This is a genomic window from Brucella anthropi ATCC 49188 (assembly GCF_000017405.1).
Lineage (GTDB): Bacteria > Pseudomonadota > Alphaproteobacteria > Rhizobiales > Rhizobiaceae > Brucella > Brucella anthropi.
The window spans coordinates 2,590,574-2,604,635 of record NC_009667.1; the positions used below are offsets into that span (position 1 = coordinate 2,590,574).

A 14,062-nucleotide genomic window follows, 5' to 3' on the forward strand; every position below is an offset into this window, starting at 1 on the left:
ACATGATCAGCAAGGAAGCCATCAAGCGCGGTTACAATCGCGGAAATTATGTCGTTGGTGCCCCGACCCAGCCGCATTATGCCGGCAGCATCAACGAAATCGGAACCAAGGCCGATCTGGCTCAGGACGCCGTTTCAGTGGACGCCGCCCTTGTCGCGAAGCTGCAGGGCGTTGCTGACGAAGTTCTGACCGCGCGCGAAGATCTCGTTGTGAATACCCGCGACTGGTGGGCGCGCACGATGGTCGCGGAAACGGGCGGAAAGCCCGCAACGGTTGATGGCGTGTTCGTTCGCGTTTCGACGGTGGAGCAGGTTCAGGCTGTCATGCGCCTTGCACACGAAGCCAAGGTTCCGGTCACTGTTTCTGCAGGTCGCTCCAACGTTACGGGCGCAGCGCTGCCGCTGCGCGGCGGCATCGTGCTCGATGTCTGCAATCTCAACCGTTTTGTCAGCTTCGATGCCGACAGCCAGATCGTTGAAGTTGAAGCTGGTATGTTCGGCGATATTTTCGAGGAAATGATCCAGCGTGACTTTGGCATGACCATGGGGCATTGGCCGTCCTCGTTCGGTATTAGCACTGTGGGCGGCTGGATAGCCTGCCGCGGCGCGGGCCAGCTTTCGACGCGCTACGGCAAGATTGAGGACATGGTCTACGGCATGGAAGTCGTGCTGGCCGATGGTTCGCTGGTGACGGTTGGAAACTATGCCCGCGCAGCAATCGGGCCCGATTTGCAGCAGATCTTTATCGGCTCGGAAGGCACGCTCGGCATTATCGTAAAGGCACGCCTGAAACTGCATCGCCTTCCAGACTATGCGCGCGCAATCGCTTATGGGTTCAAAAGCTTTGCCATCGGTCTGGAAGCCTGCCGCCGCATCATGCAGGGCGGTGCCAATCCGGCAGCGCTGCGTCTCTACGACGAACTGGAAAGCGGCGTGCAGTTCGGTCTGCCGGAAAGCAACGTGCTGCTGATCGCCGATGAAGGCGCGAAGGAAATGGTCGATGCCGTGATGGCGATCAGCGAAAAGGTTTGCGCCGAACTCGGTGACAAGCTCGATGGCGATACGATCTTCGAAAAGTGGCTCGACACACGTTATCTGACCGGCAAGAGCGCCGAGGGCTTCAAGCGCAGCCCAGGCTTTGTTGCGGATACGCTGGAAATGACCGGCTGCTGGCGCGATCTGCCTGCGATCTATGATGAGGTGGTCGCTGCCATCAATGCAGTGCCGGGTACGCTGGCCGGTTCGGCGCACCAGTCACATGCCTATGTCGATGGCGCCTGCCTTTATTTCTCGCTGCGTGGCGACGTGGAAGTGGAAAAGCGCGCTGAATGGTATCGTGCTGCATGGGATGCTGCCAATGCGGTTCTAATCAAGTATGGTGCAGCATTGAGCCATCACCACGGCGTTGGATTGCTCCGTGCGCCTTACATGAAAGACGCTCTCGGATCGGCATTTCCGCTGCTGGAAACGGTGAAGAAGGCGCTCGACCCCGACAACCTGCTTAACCCCGGCAAGCTCGGACTTTCGCTCGACATGCCAAGAGACGGAAAATGACGGAATGACTTTGGACAGAACGATCGGTGAGCGGCTTTTACGGGCGCCAGTCATGGCAACGCTCTACGGCGTGGACAATCTTCAGGCGTTTCTGGACAGCAAGGCGGAAGTGGGCATCGTTGCCAATATCGCCTTGCGCCATGTGGCCGAAGTGCTGAACGCGCTCAAGAAAAGCAACAAGCTGATCGTTCTGAACATCGACAGTTGCGAAGGCCTGTCGCAGGACAAGGGGGCCATCGAGTTTCTTGCCGAGATTGGCATTTCGGTGCTGCTGTCGACGCGCGTTCCAACAATTCAGAAGGCTGCGCAATGCGGCCTTCTGACCATGCAGAAGGTATTTGTGACCGACCGCTCCACCTGGCCCCGCAGCCTCAAGGCAATCTCGCAAAGCGCACCCAATCTGGTGCAGATCATGCCATCGCCGATGCTTGGATATCTGTCTGCAGAAGACAAGCGCCGCCTGCCACCCGTCGTGGCTTCTGGCTTTATCTGCAATGAGGCCGATGTTGCTACGGCAATGAAGCAGGGTGCCATTGCCGTTTCGTCAAGCAATAAGTCGCTTTGGGATTACAAGCGATAACCGGCGCTTGAAGGCTGTTTTCAACATTCGCACCTGACACGCAGATCGGGAATTCTGGCGTGACTACCAAGGAAAGAGGAAGCTCATCTGCGTGCAATAGCCCGCGACGCCATGAAGCAAATAAGGCTGCTGGTCAACAATCCAAGAGAGGTGAGCAAAGCCGATGCTCTGGCTATTCATAAAGCAGCTTGGGGACGTCGTTGGCACTATCGGCGGCTCGCATACCCGGCATTATCTTGCCATCGGGGGCCGTTCGATCATCCAGCGCCCACAATGCGCCGTTGACTTCGCTTGCCCATTCACCCGCTTCAAAACGTAGCCACTTTGCAGCTGACATCAATGCCAGAACGTCGAAATATTCCGCCGGCAGATTATCGGCGTTATCGGACGGATTTACCTTCATCTCGACGTAGTCGTCGGGATTAGGAAGCGCCTCCTTCGTGCCGGGCTTCATCTTCGCCCGGAATAACTGAAAGCTCCAATGCAGCTTTGACGGCAGGTTACAGTCGAAATAGGCCTTTAGCGCGAGATACAGACGCCCGGTGGCCTTTGCTATTTGTGCCGCGAGCTCGCACTTCTGAGCCAAACGGGACATTGCGGTTTCCACAGATGCCCGCGGAATCTGGCTGCTTTCGTTGAAATAGAGCGTTGCGTACTTTGAATAGCCCCTAGATTTGTAGACGCCTTCTTTCCTAATTTTGAGGCAAGAATAGCATCATGAGCAAATCGAATTTCAGCGAAGAGTTTAAGCGTGACGCGGTGCGCCAGATCACGGAGCGAGGCTATCCGGTTGCGGAGGTTTCGCAGCGTCTCGGCGTGAGCCAGCATTCGCTTTACGAATGGAAGAAGAAGTTTTCTGCGTTGAACGCCAAAGACAACGACGAGGCCGAGGAGATCAGGCGGCTGAAGAAGGAACTGGCTCGCGTCACCGAGGAGCGAGATATCCTAAGTTGAAGCCGGACAAGCAATCGATCCAGTGAATCGTTTGCCCGGCGGAACGCGGCCGCGTATTTCGCCTGGGATGCAAAGTGAAGTACGCGTTTATTGCATTGCATCGCTTGCAGTTTTCGGTGCGGACGATGTGCCGTCTTCTGCGGGTTCATCCCAGTGGATTTTACACCTGGCTGAAGAGCCCGCTGAGCAGGCAAGCCAGCGAGGACAAGCGGCAAACCGATCTGCTTTTGAAGGCATGGGAAGAGAGCGGCAAGGTCTACGGCTATCGCAAGCTGCACGACGATCTTCTCGATCAGGGAGAGATGTGCTGCCCCAACCGGGTTGCGCGTCTGACACGCATTGCCGGGATAAAGGCGCAGATTGGCTACAAACGCTGTCCCGGCATCTACGGCGGCAGGCCTTCCATCGTCGTAGATAATGCGCTCGACCGGCAGTTCGACGTCGAGGCTCCAGACACGGCGTGGGTCACGGACATCACCTATATCCGAACCTGTGAGGGCTTCGCCTATCTCGCGGTCGTCATCGATCTCTACTCCCGTCGTGTCATCGGCTGGGCGATGCAGAGCCGCCAAACCACGGACGTCGTACTGCAGGCCCTGCTTATGGCGGTGTGGCGACGCAAACCGAAAGACAAGGTGCTGATCCACTCGGATCAGGGCTCCCAGTTCACCAGCATGGACTGGGCTTTGTTCCTCAGACACCACAATCTGGTTCATTCGATGAGCCGACGCGGCAATTGCCATGACAATGCGGTGGCAGAGAGCTTCTTCAATCTTCTAAAACGAGAGAGGATACGGCGCAGGGTATACCGTTCTCGCGATGAAGCTCGCCAGGACGTGTTCGACTACATTGAAATGTTCTACAACCCGAAACGCAAACACGTCAGGAACGGGATGCTGTCCCCCGTCGAGTTCGAGAAACAGCAGAAAATCTAGCCCGAGGGTGTCTACGAAACTCGGGGCTATTCAGGCTAGGCGGCGTGGACGAATTGGTTGACGAATTGATCGCAGCTTGATTCAAGACTGCTTTTTGGAGGCAGTCATGAGCCGAGGCGATCTGAGCGAATCCGAATGGCGTGTTCTGAAGGATTTATTGCCGATTGAAGCAGTCAAACGGGGACGCGGTCGTCGTCCGGAGCAAAATCGTGCGATCATCAACGGCATACTTTGGAGACTTCGCTGCGGGACGCCTTGGCGGGATGTCCCACCCAAATACGGCAATTGGAATACGATCTATCGGCGGTTTCGGCGTTGGAGCGAAGCCGGGGTCTGGGAGGCTGTTTCGATCACGCTCGCTGAGATCATGGCTGACAGCGGCCACTACAGCATCGATAGCACCACAGTTCGGGCCCATATTTCGGCAGCGGGCGGAAAGGGGGGATTCATCGACGCGCTCTTGGCCGCTCGCGGGGCGGGTTCACCAGTAAACTTCACTGTCTGGCTGATGCCAGAGGAAGACCGCTTGCCTTCCATCTGACGGTTGGCGAAGCCGCAGATTGCAAGGCTTACGACACTCTGATCAGCTTACCCGAGCAAGCGCCACAGGCGCTTCTTGCTGACAAGGGATATGATGCGGATGCCATTCGTGATGATCTTGCCAGCCGCAATATCAAGCCCGTCATTCCTGGCAGAGCAAACCGCCGCGTGAAGATTGAATATGATCGCACGCTGTATAAACAGCGCAACCTAATCGAACGGATGTTTGGCAGACTGAAAATCAACCGCGCCATTGCTACTCGATACGACCAACTCGCCGAGAGCTTCATCAGCATGGTTCATATTGCTACCGCAAGATACTGGCTCAAATTCGTCCACGCCGCCTAGATTTCGACGAGGATGAGGCGCTCCTTGCGATAGTCTCGGTAGCTGCGTTCGCTATTGTGTTGTGCGACCAGATTGCTGCAGAACTTGTCTTTGCTCTAGCTGCCGCGCAACCTGCTCTTATCTCGGCTGAGGACCAACGGCGACCGCTACTAGAGCTCGTGGAAGACCGCGCCCTGTCGTTCGTGAATAGTCACGAAGAACCGGCTGCAGCATCGAACGATGATAACCGGTCACCGATGCGGCGTGCATTTGAATTTGAGGGTGCGCTGGGTGGATTCTTAGCAGCCGAGCTATCGGCAGACGAGGGTGTAGTTGTCCAGACCGGGGTCATGGTCACCACCGGCACGGGAACGAGGAGGCTCGAAGCGGACATTGTAGTAACAAGAGGTGCTGAGCGCGTTGTTCTTGAGCTCAAGCGCGCACAGAGCCGAAGCGTTCGAAATGCTAAAGATGCTGCCTTGGGACAAGTTCTACATTTTTTGCAAGTACCGGATGTCACTGGTGCGGTGATAGTAGTCTATAGTGGAAGCGGCGTCGCTTACTCTGCCATTCCAGCTGATACCCCCTTGGACGAGCGAGTTAGAATAGTCAGTCAAACTCTTAGCTAATGCGACCGCTGAGGTCGGAACTGTGTCATAACGCTAGCGAGCAAAGGCCAGACACTGTTGGGCGCTTGTGCTTAACGACGGCTACTGACGAAAGCGGTCCATACATAATGACCATCCACGCTTCCGCTCCCCACCCCATCACAGACTTCAGGGGACTGGTTTAAGAATATCTGCTTCGGGCCAAACTCGGACCACATCGACGGCTGCCTAGATGTCCGCTATCGCCATTCGTCGCTCCAACAACGGACATTCCGTTCACGGCCCCATTCCCGTCAATACAAATAACTGTTTGACACGAGACATATGGCAAAATTCCCCTTTTTCCATATGTTGATAGCATGGACTACCGGATATCAGCTTTGCGCCTTCTTGCGGTCGTTCGACTGGCACCTGCAACGTCGCGAAAGCTGGTATTGTCTATGGAGTGGTAGAGCGCCAGTCGATTGTTTCGGTGTAAAGGTTTGAACTCCACCTGATCCGCCAAAATTTCTAATTCTGCTCTATTTAATAGCGCCAACGCCGCCGTCTTTTGCGATGATTAAATTTAGAAGATACGCATGCACTCTAAATCGCAGCAGAGACCACAATCTCGATACGCATATCGGGGTCGGCCATGAATACTTGCCCGCAGCATCGCGTCGGCGGGTTGGCTGTATCTATCCAACTGTCCCAAACCTGATTCATCGCCGCGAAATCCGACATGTCTTTCAGCCAAATCTGTGCGGTAAGTAGGCGAGATTTGTCGGTGCCGGCCCGTGCCAAAAGATCGTCAATCTTGGCGAGTGTTTCTATCGTTTGCTGGGTAATGTCCCCTGCAGAATCGGAAAATTGGCCCGATAAGAAACACATGCCATTGTATTTTACGAGACGACTGCGGCGGTGATTTATGTCAAGTCTTTCAATCTGCATCTGGTTTCCTTCAGGGTTCAAGATGTTAAACTATTTCACTTCAAGCCTTTATGAAGCAGGCGAAAACTATATTGCGTGGCCAAGGCAATCGCGCAGTTCATCGATGATCTTGGGAAGCCAATCTTCCGTCATCATCTCGAGCGGTGCGGTGAACGAAATCGCGGCATTCAGTTCATAAGGATTTGTAGCGCGCACCGGTAAGCCGAGTCCGCCTTCTCCCGGCAGGTAGTACGCCATATTGACAGCAAAACCCCGCCGTCTAGCATCTTCAATCTGGGAAATTACGACACACTTATCGACGTACTGAACTGATGGGTGACTAAGATAACGCGGTGCATTTGTTTCAAGCAGTGCGAGGCAGTCGGCTTCAGGCATTATGGACATGAGTGCGATGCTTCCGGCTGCGACACCCATAGGCACGCGTCCGCCAACCCCCATAGTAAACTGGCGGTCCGGAAATCGCGAAACCATCTCGGCGCAGACAGCATCAATGCCCGCCTGCACCATCATGTAAACGGTATGCCCGCTTCGCCGCGCAAACTCGGTCATTCCAGGTCGGAATTTCGAAATCAGGGGTTCGAGACGGGCCTGCCCCCTCGCAAGCATTGGGATAGCAGGTCCAAGCCGGTAAAAGCCGTGCTTGCCAGCCGGTTCGGCGAAGCCCTTTTGAAGAAGCGACGCGAGGCTACGATGCACGGCAGGTTTAGCTTCGCCAATGCGTTCGGCAATATCGGCTAGAGCCAAGCCATCAGCGCCTGCTTCCCCCAGAACTATTAGAATATCAAGTGCGCGTACTGCATTGCTTGATGCGTTCGTAGTCACGTCTAACTCCAATATTCTAATTATTAGAATAATTCATAAAATTCATTCCAATAAAAGGAATAGGTTGACTTCTGTCACATTTTTCGCTGTCATTCAACCACGGCGTTAAGTCTTTGAACCGAGGGAGGAGCGTTCAAAGATTGCTGTCTTTACACCTGATTTCAGGTTGCTGACGCACGTCCCTGTCATGCTCCCCCATCATCTGTTTGAGGCGAGGACAACAGCATGGTGTCGTTCCTGATCAAACGAATGGGCTTCGCGCTCTTCACGCTGTTCAGCGTGTTGACGTTGGTCTTCGTAATCGTTCGTGTTCTGCCGGGCGATCCGGCTCTTGTGATCCTTGGCGATCAAGCCAGCCCCGCAAGTATCGCTGCACTGCATCACAAGCTTGGCCTGGATCAGCCGATCATTGTCCAGTACGGGAGCTTCATGCTGGGTGTACTCCAGGGCAATCTTGGGACATCCATGATAACCGGTCGCTCGATTACGGCCGAGATCATGAACGTCCTGCCCTATACGATGGAGTTGACAATCGCATCGCTCATACTGGGGGTGCTGTTGGGTGTTCCCGCAGGTGTTTGGGCAGCAGTGAAACGAAATAAGCCGGCTGATCTGTTGCTGCGTCTTGTTTCCCTGTTGGGTCTTTCGCTTCCAGCGTTTGTTGCAGCGATCATTTTGCTCATGATTTTTGCAATCCAGTTGCGCTGGTTTCCTGTGATTAGTTCAGGTGGCGGCGATGGATTGCTGGACCGCTTGAGGCAAATGGCACTGCCAACCATTTCGCTGGCACTGATCATGATGGCGTATATTACACGTGTCACCCGCTCGGCCATGCTCGAAGTTTTGAACCAGGACTTCGTGCGCACGGCGAAGGCCAAAGGCGCTTCACATCACGCAGTTGTTTGGCGTCATGCGCTTGGTAACTGCACGATCCCAATTACGACGGTTGTGGGGCTCTATCTCGGTATTCTGATCGGTAATTCCGTTCTGACCGAAATCGTCTTCTCTCGCCCAGGTCTGGGTAAGCTAATTCTCAACGCCTTGACCCAGCGTGACTATACCCTGCTGCAGGGGATGATCGTCATTTATACGCTTATGGTTGTTGCGGTGAACATGCTGACCGACCTGACCTATGGTTTCCTCGATCCGAGGGTTCAGTACAAATGACATCCATCACCACCAATTCATCTGCCGTGCCGCGCGTGCAGTCTCGATGGGAATTTCTACGTCGATTGAATTTCTCTACCTGGCTGGGTGTAGCGATTGTTCTGACGCTCATTCTGTGCGCAGCCTTTGCTCCGATCTTGGCGCCATATGATCCGAATGAACAGAACATCATCGTTTACCTGTCGCCGCCAAGTGCAGAAAATCTGCTGGGCACGGACCAGTTCGGTCGTGATGTTCTTTCGCGATTACTCTATGGAGCCCGTTATTCGCTAACCATCGGATTTCTGGCCATTCTGGTCGCGCTGATAATTGGCTCGTTTCTGGGCATGATTGCTGGTTATGTGGGGCGCAAGACCGACATCATTGTGATGCAGATCATGGATGTCGTACTGGCATTTCCATCATTGATTCTTGGTTTGGCACTCGTCGCCCTTATGGGGGCCACGCTGACGAATATTGTCATTGCTATCGCATTCACCGCTATACCGGCCTTTGCGCGAATTGCCCGCGCAGGTGTTCTGACACAGCGCGACCGCGAATATGTTCAGGCCTGTCACGCGATGGGCTTTTCCCACACGCGCATTCTGTTCGGCCATATTCTGCCTGCCATTCTGCCGGAGATCCTGGTCATGGCATCACTTTGGATGGCCACTGCAGTTCGCACCGAGGCGTCGCTCGCATTCATTGGGTTAGGGCTGGCCCCACCGACGCCGACTTGGGGTGGCATGGTTCGCGAAGGCTTCGACAATATTCTGAGCTCCTTCCATCTGGCTCTTTATCCGAGCCTTGCAATTCTGGTGCTCGTTCTCGCTCTCAACCTGATCGGCGACGGTCTGCGTGACGCAATCGATCCACGACTGAAGGATGCCAGCTAATGACTGTCCAGCCTGCGATCATTGTTCGTGATCTCAAGATTTCATTCGCCAGAAAGCCGGTTGTCCATGGGATCAGTTTCCAGATCGAGCCTGGCAAGACACTGGCTCTGGTGGGAGAGTCCGGCTCCGGCAAGAGCGTTACGTCTCTGGCGATCATGCGTCTTCTGCCTGATCGCATCGCCAAGGCTGAGGGCGCTGTAATGCTTGGCCAACAAGACTTGCTAAAACTGCCTGAAGCGGACATGCGCGGCGTGCGCGGCGGCAAGGTCAGCATGATCTTTCAGGAACCGATGACCTCTCTTAACCCGGTACAGACTGTTGGAGCACAGCTTGCCGAAGTTCTGAGAATTCACAAGAAGCTCAAGGGGAAAAAACTGCAGGAAGCGGTTCTGGAGCTTTTGCACAAGGTGCGCATTCCCGATCCGGAGCAGCGCGTCAATCAGTATCCACATACGTTTTCAGGTGGAATGCGACAGCGTGTGATGATTGCGATGGCACTGGCATGCGATCCTGATCTCATCATTGCTGATGAGCCTACAACCGCGCTTGATGTGACTGTGCAGGCTCAGACGCTTCAACTGTTGAAGGAGTTGCAGCAGGAAACTGGAACGGCAGTTCTATTTATAACGCATGACATGGGCGTTGTTGCCGAAGTTGCTGATGACGTTCTGGTCATGCGTCATGGGCGCGTCATTGAGCACGGCTCGGTGATGGAAATTTTCAGCAATCCTAAAGATGCCTATACGCGCAGCCTTATCGAAGCGGCCCCGAGTTTGGTCGGTAAGTTGCAGGCCAAAACGATTCCGGCCAGACCTGTCGACAGTCCCTTGATGGCGAATGCTGCAACGCCGGTTCTCGAAGTGAGCGACCTTTCGGTAAGATTTCCGGTCCACGGTGGCCTATTTGGCCGTGCCAGGGGCGCAGTGCATGCGGTCGAAGATGTGTCGTTCAGCATTGGCAAAGGTGAGACACTTGGATTGGTTGGCGAGTCCGGTTCAGGAAAATCCACCATTGGTAAGGCGATTATCAATCTCGCACCCGTGCACAACGGCAAGATCACCGTTGGTGGGGAGACGATCGACTATCTGGATCGCAAAAGCCTGTCGTCATTGAAACGGCAAGTACAGATGATCTTCCAAGACCCCTTTGGTTCTCTTGATGCACGTCAGACCATTGGCTCGGCAATCATGGAACCAATGAAGGTTCATGGTTTGGAGACTGGTGTAGTCGCACAACAGAAGATGGAATGGTTGATGGAGCGTGTTGGGTTGGATCCCAATCGCGCATCCAGTCTGCCGCATGAATTTTCTGGCGGACAGCGCCAGCGTATCTGTATTGCGCGTGCTCTCGCAATGGCTCCACGGCTGATCATCGCAGATGAAGCGGTGTCGGCGCTTGATGTCGCCATCAAGGGTCAAATTATTGATCTGATGATTGATCTTCAGAAGGAATTTGACATTTCGTATCTGTTCATCAGCCACGATATGTCCGCAGTCGAGCGCATCTGCAACCGCGTTGCGGTGATGTATTTCGGTGAAATCGTGGAAATCGGACCACGTGACGACGTGATCGGACGACCGGGGCACGAATATACGCAACGGTTACTTTCGGCGATCCCGATAACACATCCCGACCAACGGGGAACAAGGCGGCGAGCTGCCGATGCCGGTCCACCCAGAAGTCCGCTCAAACCCCTCGGTTACAGCGCACCAGCGGCACGCTGGAGCATGGCTGCGGACGGTCATTTCATTCGTATGGCGAGCTAGATTGGAGTCCTTCGGAAATGCATGCCCTAACTCAACTTGCTGAATTTGTGTCTGGCCACCCCAAAGGCGCGTTGCCATCGGAAACGCGCGAAGCCATCTCGCTGCTGCTGCTCGACTTGATGGGCGCAACCGCAGCAGGCCTTCATTCACGCCTGGCTGCTTCGGCGAGGCAAGCAGCATCCGATGTCTACGGTTCAGGCGTAGCTCAGGTCTGGCTCACGGATTTGAAGCTGAGCGTTGTGGGCGCTGCCATGGCCAATAGTGCGGCGGCCAGTGCGCTCGATATTGATGATGGCCATCGTGGAGCGGCAGGCCATGCGGGGGCTGGCGTCATTCCTGCAGCACTTGCTGTCGGCCAATCCATCAATGCCTCGGATGCGGAGATGCTGGATGCCATTGCACTGGGCTATGACGTCGCTCTGCGTGTTGCCACATCACGCCCGACCAACACCATCGAGACTTATGCCAGTGGCAGGTGGGTCAGCTATGGTGCGGCTGCAGCTGCCGGACGCTTGCTCGGGCTTGACGCTGAAGAAATGGCACATGCGCTGGCGATTGCAGGCTCTGAAGGCCCAATCGTTTTCCCGACAGGCTCCTCCAAGTTTCAGGGCAGCACGGTAAAAGAAGGAATCCCACCTGCTGTCGTTGCCGGTATCACTGGGGCTTATCGCGCAAGAGCGGGAGCAACCGGACCGGTAGATTTGCTCAACGATGAAGATCGCTATGATCCTAAAATCTTGCTGGGGCAGCTTGGCGAGGTGTGGGAGCTGCAGAAGTGTTATCTCAAGCCTTATGCATGCTGTCGTTATATGCATGCTGCCATCGATGCTATCCTGAAAATGCGTCAGGATGGGCGTCACATTCACAGGCTCCGCATCGAAACCTTCCCGCAGGGGCTTCGTCTCGCCAATGAGCGCACCCCAAGCACGTTGGAGGGCGGCCAGTATAGCTTCTATTTCAGCTGCGCGCTTGCGGCGCTGCGTGGGCAGGAGGCGCTTCAGCCCGTCGATCCCGACAGTCTAAAAGACATAGAGGTCCTCGGCCTTGCGAACCGGATCGAACTTGAAACGTCGATCGATTTCGCCACAGCGTTTCCAGTTCGCACGCCAGCGCGTGTTCTGATCGATCAAGGTGACGGTGAAAAAGAGCTGGTTATCGACCACCCGCTTGGCGATGTGGCGAACCCGATGAGCTGGGATCAGGTCGCTCACAAGTTCAAGAATATCGGGCGTGTCAGTCTGAGTACCCAAAGTCAGGACAGCATTATTTCCGCGATCAGCCAACTGAACGAAGCAGGCTTCACCCCACTGCTCAGTGCGCTCAGCAAATCTCAAGACAATAATCTGCAATAAGAAGGGAACAGGCATGAAACTGAAAAGCATCATGGGACCACCGGCACTTGCCGCTCTTATGGCCTTTACGGCACTTGGTACGCTCTCAGCTTCCGCAACACAGACCGAATTACGGCTCGGTGCGGCAGCTGCTGATATTGGCAATCTCGATCCGCATTTTGCCGCCAGTACCTCTGACCGTACCCTTGTCGCATGGATATTCGGAGGGCTGGTCAGATTTGCGCCCGGCTCTACTGATCCGGCGACGATTGAAGGAGATCTTGCGGAGAGTTGGGAAGCAACAGACAATAATCTGGTCTGGACCTTCAAGCTGCGGCCCGGCGTGCAATGGCAACATGGCTATGGTGAAGTGACGGCCGACGACGTCGTTTTCAGTCTGCAAAAGGCGGCCGATCCGAAGCGCTCTGCATTCGCAACGGACTATAAGGCCGTCAAGAGCGTCGAGGCTGTAGACCCGCACACTGTGCGCATAACGCTTGCAAATCAAGTCCCGAGCTTGCTCGGTCTGGTGACCAACTATTCGGGTGGCTTTATCATCAGCAAGAAGGCGTACGAAGAGCGTGGAGAGGGTTTTACCCGCAATCCTGTCGGCTTTGGGCCTTTCCAGTTTGAATCAATCGAACCCGGCGTTGCGGTCCATTTTACCGCTCATGAAAAATACTTCCGTGGCAAGCCGAAGATCGAAAAGGTGACATATCGTTTCCTTAATGCAGCGGCAGGCCGTGATCTTGCCTTTACCGCAGGTGAAATCGATGTATCCGCCGGCAATGCCGATCGGCGCTGGTTGCAGCGGATGAAGGAAACGCCCGGCGCCAAGGTCGACATCTTCGATCCTGCCGAACTGACAGTGGTGCATATCAACCGCAACCAGAAACCTTTTGACGATATCAAGGTACGGCAGGCCGTTGCTTACGCGATCAATCCTGAACAGATCGCACAGTTTCGTGGGCCTGAATTCACGCGTGTTGCAAAGTCAGTCATTCCTTCAAACAATCTCGGGCTCAATCCCGATCCGGGCCTCATCCAGCCAGATGTGGAGAAGGCCAAAGCACTGCTAGCAGAAGCGGGGTATCCCAACGGTCTCACCGTCAAGATGATTTCAAGCCAGATGCCTAGCTATGCGACGACGGACCAGCTTTTGCAGGCGCAACTCGCCAAGGCTGGCATCAAGCTTGAGCTTGAACCGGTTGAGCACGCGACCTGGCATCAGATGATCCGCAAGGATTTAAGCCCGCTTGTTGATTACGGCGCGGCACGCTTCCCCGTTGCGGATACGTTTCTGACGCAGTTCTATCATTCCAGCAGCGCGATTGGGGCTCCGGGGCAAGTAACGAACTTCAGCCATTGCTCAGTCGCCGACAAGCAGATCGAGGCCGCTCGCACCGAGATTGATCCCAAAAAGCAGATGGAACTCTGGCAGGAAGCACAAAAGCTGATCGTCGCTGATGTTTGTGCTGTGCCGGTGACAGAAACGGCCCAGGTCTGGATCAGAAACGAGAAGCTTGACTGGGGCTTCGAGCTCAAGGGTTCGATGTCGCTGGGCCCGCTACTCACTGAACAAGCTCACTTCAAGGAATGATAAGAGCAATCGGGATGGTGCGATGCACTATCCCGAAATCTTTCAGGCACCAATATGACAAAGCTAACCTATCC

Annotated in this window: 10 protein-coding genes and 2 pseudogenes; 9 read left to right on the forward strand and 3 right to left on the reverse strand. The window is 54.8% G+C overall.

The features are described 5' to 3' along the window. The first annotated feature begins 2 nt into the window (after positions 1 to 2). Together OANT_RS12775 and OANT_RS12780 are read left to right on the forward strand one after the other, a co-directional pair. Positions 3 to 1,553, forward strand: a complete 1,551-nt coding sequence (locus OANT_RS12775; protein ID WP_012092292.1) for an FAD-binding oxidoreductase — start codon at positions 3 to 5, stop codon at positions 1,551 to 1,553. 4 nt (positions 1,554 to 1,557) lie between these two features. Further along, positions 1,558 to 2,133, forward strand: coding sequence for a glycerol-3-phosphate responsive antiterminator (locus OANT_RS12780; protein WP_012092293.1), 576 nt, complete (start codon positions 1,558 to 1,560; stop codon positions 2,131 to 2,133). 172 nt (positions 2,134 to 2,305) lie between these two features. On the opposite strand, the gene OANT_RS12785 is transcribed toward OANT_RS12780, so the two are convergent. Beyond that, positions 2,306 to 2,728 (reverse strand): hypothetical protein, encoded by a 423-nt coding sequence (locus OANT_RS12785; RefSeq protein WP_012092294.1) that lies wholly within the window; start codon positions 2,726 to 2,728, stop codon positions 2,306 to 2,308. 122 nt (positions 2,729 to 2,850) lie between these two features. Between OANT_RS12785 and OANT_RS12795 the strand changes: the two are divergent. Together OANT_RS12795 and OANT_RS25705 are read left to right on the forward strand one after the other, a co-directional pair. Further along, positions 2,851 to 4,022: pseudogene (locus OANT_RS12795) on the forward strand (IS3 family transposase). A gap of 106 nt (positions 4,023 to 4,128) precedes the next feature. Continuing rightward, positions 4,129 to 4,910 (forward strand): annotated as a pseudogene (locus OANT_RS25705) (IS5 family transposase). Positions 4,911 to 6,082: 1,172 nt separating this feature from the next. Here OANT_RS25705 and OANT_RS12815 read toward each other — a convergent pair. Then, positions 6,083 to 6,427, reverse strand: coding sequence for a RidA family protein (locus OANT_RS12815; protein ID WP_041545193.1), 345 nt, complete (start codon positions 6,425 to 6,427; stop codon positions 6,083 to 6,085). Between the two features lie 66 nt (positions 6,428 to 6,493). After that, entirely contained in the window at positions 6,494 to 7,249 is a 756-nt protein-coding gene (locus tag OANT_RS12820; protein WP_012092300.1) for an IclR family transcriptional regulator, read from the reverse strand. 225 nt (positions 7,250 to 7,474) lie between these two features. Here OANT_RS12820 and OANT_RS12825 point away from each other — a divergent pair, with 225 nt between their 5' ends. Genes OANT_RS12825 through OANT_RS12845 form a run of 5 tightly spaced genes read left to right on the forward strand, consistent with a single transcriptional unit; the run spans position 7,475 to position 13,988 of the window. Continuing rightward, a complete protein-coding gene (locus tag OANT_RS12825; protein WP_012092301.1) occupies positions 7,475 to 8,416 on the forward strand; it encodes an ABC transporter permease in 942 nt (313 codons plus the stop codon). Then, on the forward strand, positions 8,413 to 9,291 hold the full coding sequence (locus OANT_RS12830) for an ABC transporter permease (protein WP_012092302.1): 879 nt from the start codon (positions 8,413 to 8,415) through the stop codon (positions 9,289 to 9,291). Before OANT_RS12825 ends, OANT_RS12830 begins: the two co-directional genes overlap by 4 nt. Beyond that, complete coding sequence (locus OANT_RS12835) at positions 9,291 to 11,057, forward strand: ABC transporter ATP-binding protein (protein WP_012092303.1); 1,767 nt, start codon at positions 9,291 to 9,293, stop codon at positions 11,055 to 11,057. Before OANT_RS12830 ends, OANT_RS12835 begins: the two co-directional genes overlap by 1 nt. Positions 11,058 to 11,074: 17 nt before the next feature. Then, positions 11,075 to 12,409: an MmgE/PrpD family protein gene (locus OANT_RS12840; protein ID WP_012092304.1), complete on the forward strand. Its 1,335-nt coding sequence runs from the start codon at positions 11,075 to 11,077 to the stop codon at positions 12,407 to 12,409. Between the two features lie 13 nt (positions 12,410 to 12,422). After that, positions 12,423 to 13,988, forward strand: coding sequence for an ABC transporter substrate-binding protein (locus OANT_RS12845; protein WP_012092305.1), 1,566 nt, complete (start codon positions 12,423 to 12,425; stop codon positions 13,986 to 13,988). The last annotated feature ends 74 nt before the right edge of the window (positions 13,989 to 14,062 follow it).

Bases quoted from the DNA above. Each gene is read 5' to 3' on its own strand.
- OANT_RS12775 (WP_012092292.1), top strand. From the start codon at position 3: ATGATCAGCAAGGAAGCCATCAAGCGCGGTTACAATCGCGGAAATTAT.
- OANT_RS12780 (WP_012092293.1), top strand. From the start codon at position 1,558: ATGACTTTGGACAGAACGATCGGTGAGCGGCTTTTACGGGCGCCAGTC.
- OANT_RS12785 (WP_012092294.1), bottom strand. From the start codon at position 2,728: ATGTCCCGTTTGGCTCAGAAGTGCGAGCTCGCGGCACAAATAGCAAAG.
- OANT_RS12815 (WP_041545193.1), bottom strand. From the start codon at position 6,427: ATGCAGATTGAAAGACTTGACATAAATCACCGCCGCAGTCGTCTCGTA.
- OANT_RS12825 (WP_012092301.1), top strand. From the start codon at position 7,475: ATGGTGTCGTTCCTGATCAAACGAATGGGCTTCGCGCTCTTCACGCTG.
- OANT_RS12830 (WP_012092302.1), top strand. From the start codon at position 8,413: ATGACATCCATCACCACCAATTCATCTGCCGTGCCGCGCGTGCAGTCT.
- OANT_RS12835 (WP_012092303.1), top strand. From the start codon at position 9,291: ATGACTGTCCAGCCTGCGATCATTGTTCGTGATCTCAAGATTTCATTC.
- OANT_RS12840 (WP_012092304.1), top strand. From the start codon at position 11,075: ATGCATGCCCTAACTCAACTTGCTGAATTTGTGTCTGGCCACCCCAAA.
- OANT_RS12845 (WP_012092305.1), top strand. From the start codon at position 12,423: ATGAAACTGAAAAGCATCATGGGACCACCGGCACTTGCCGCTCTTATG.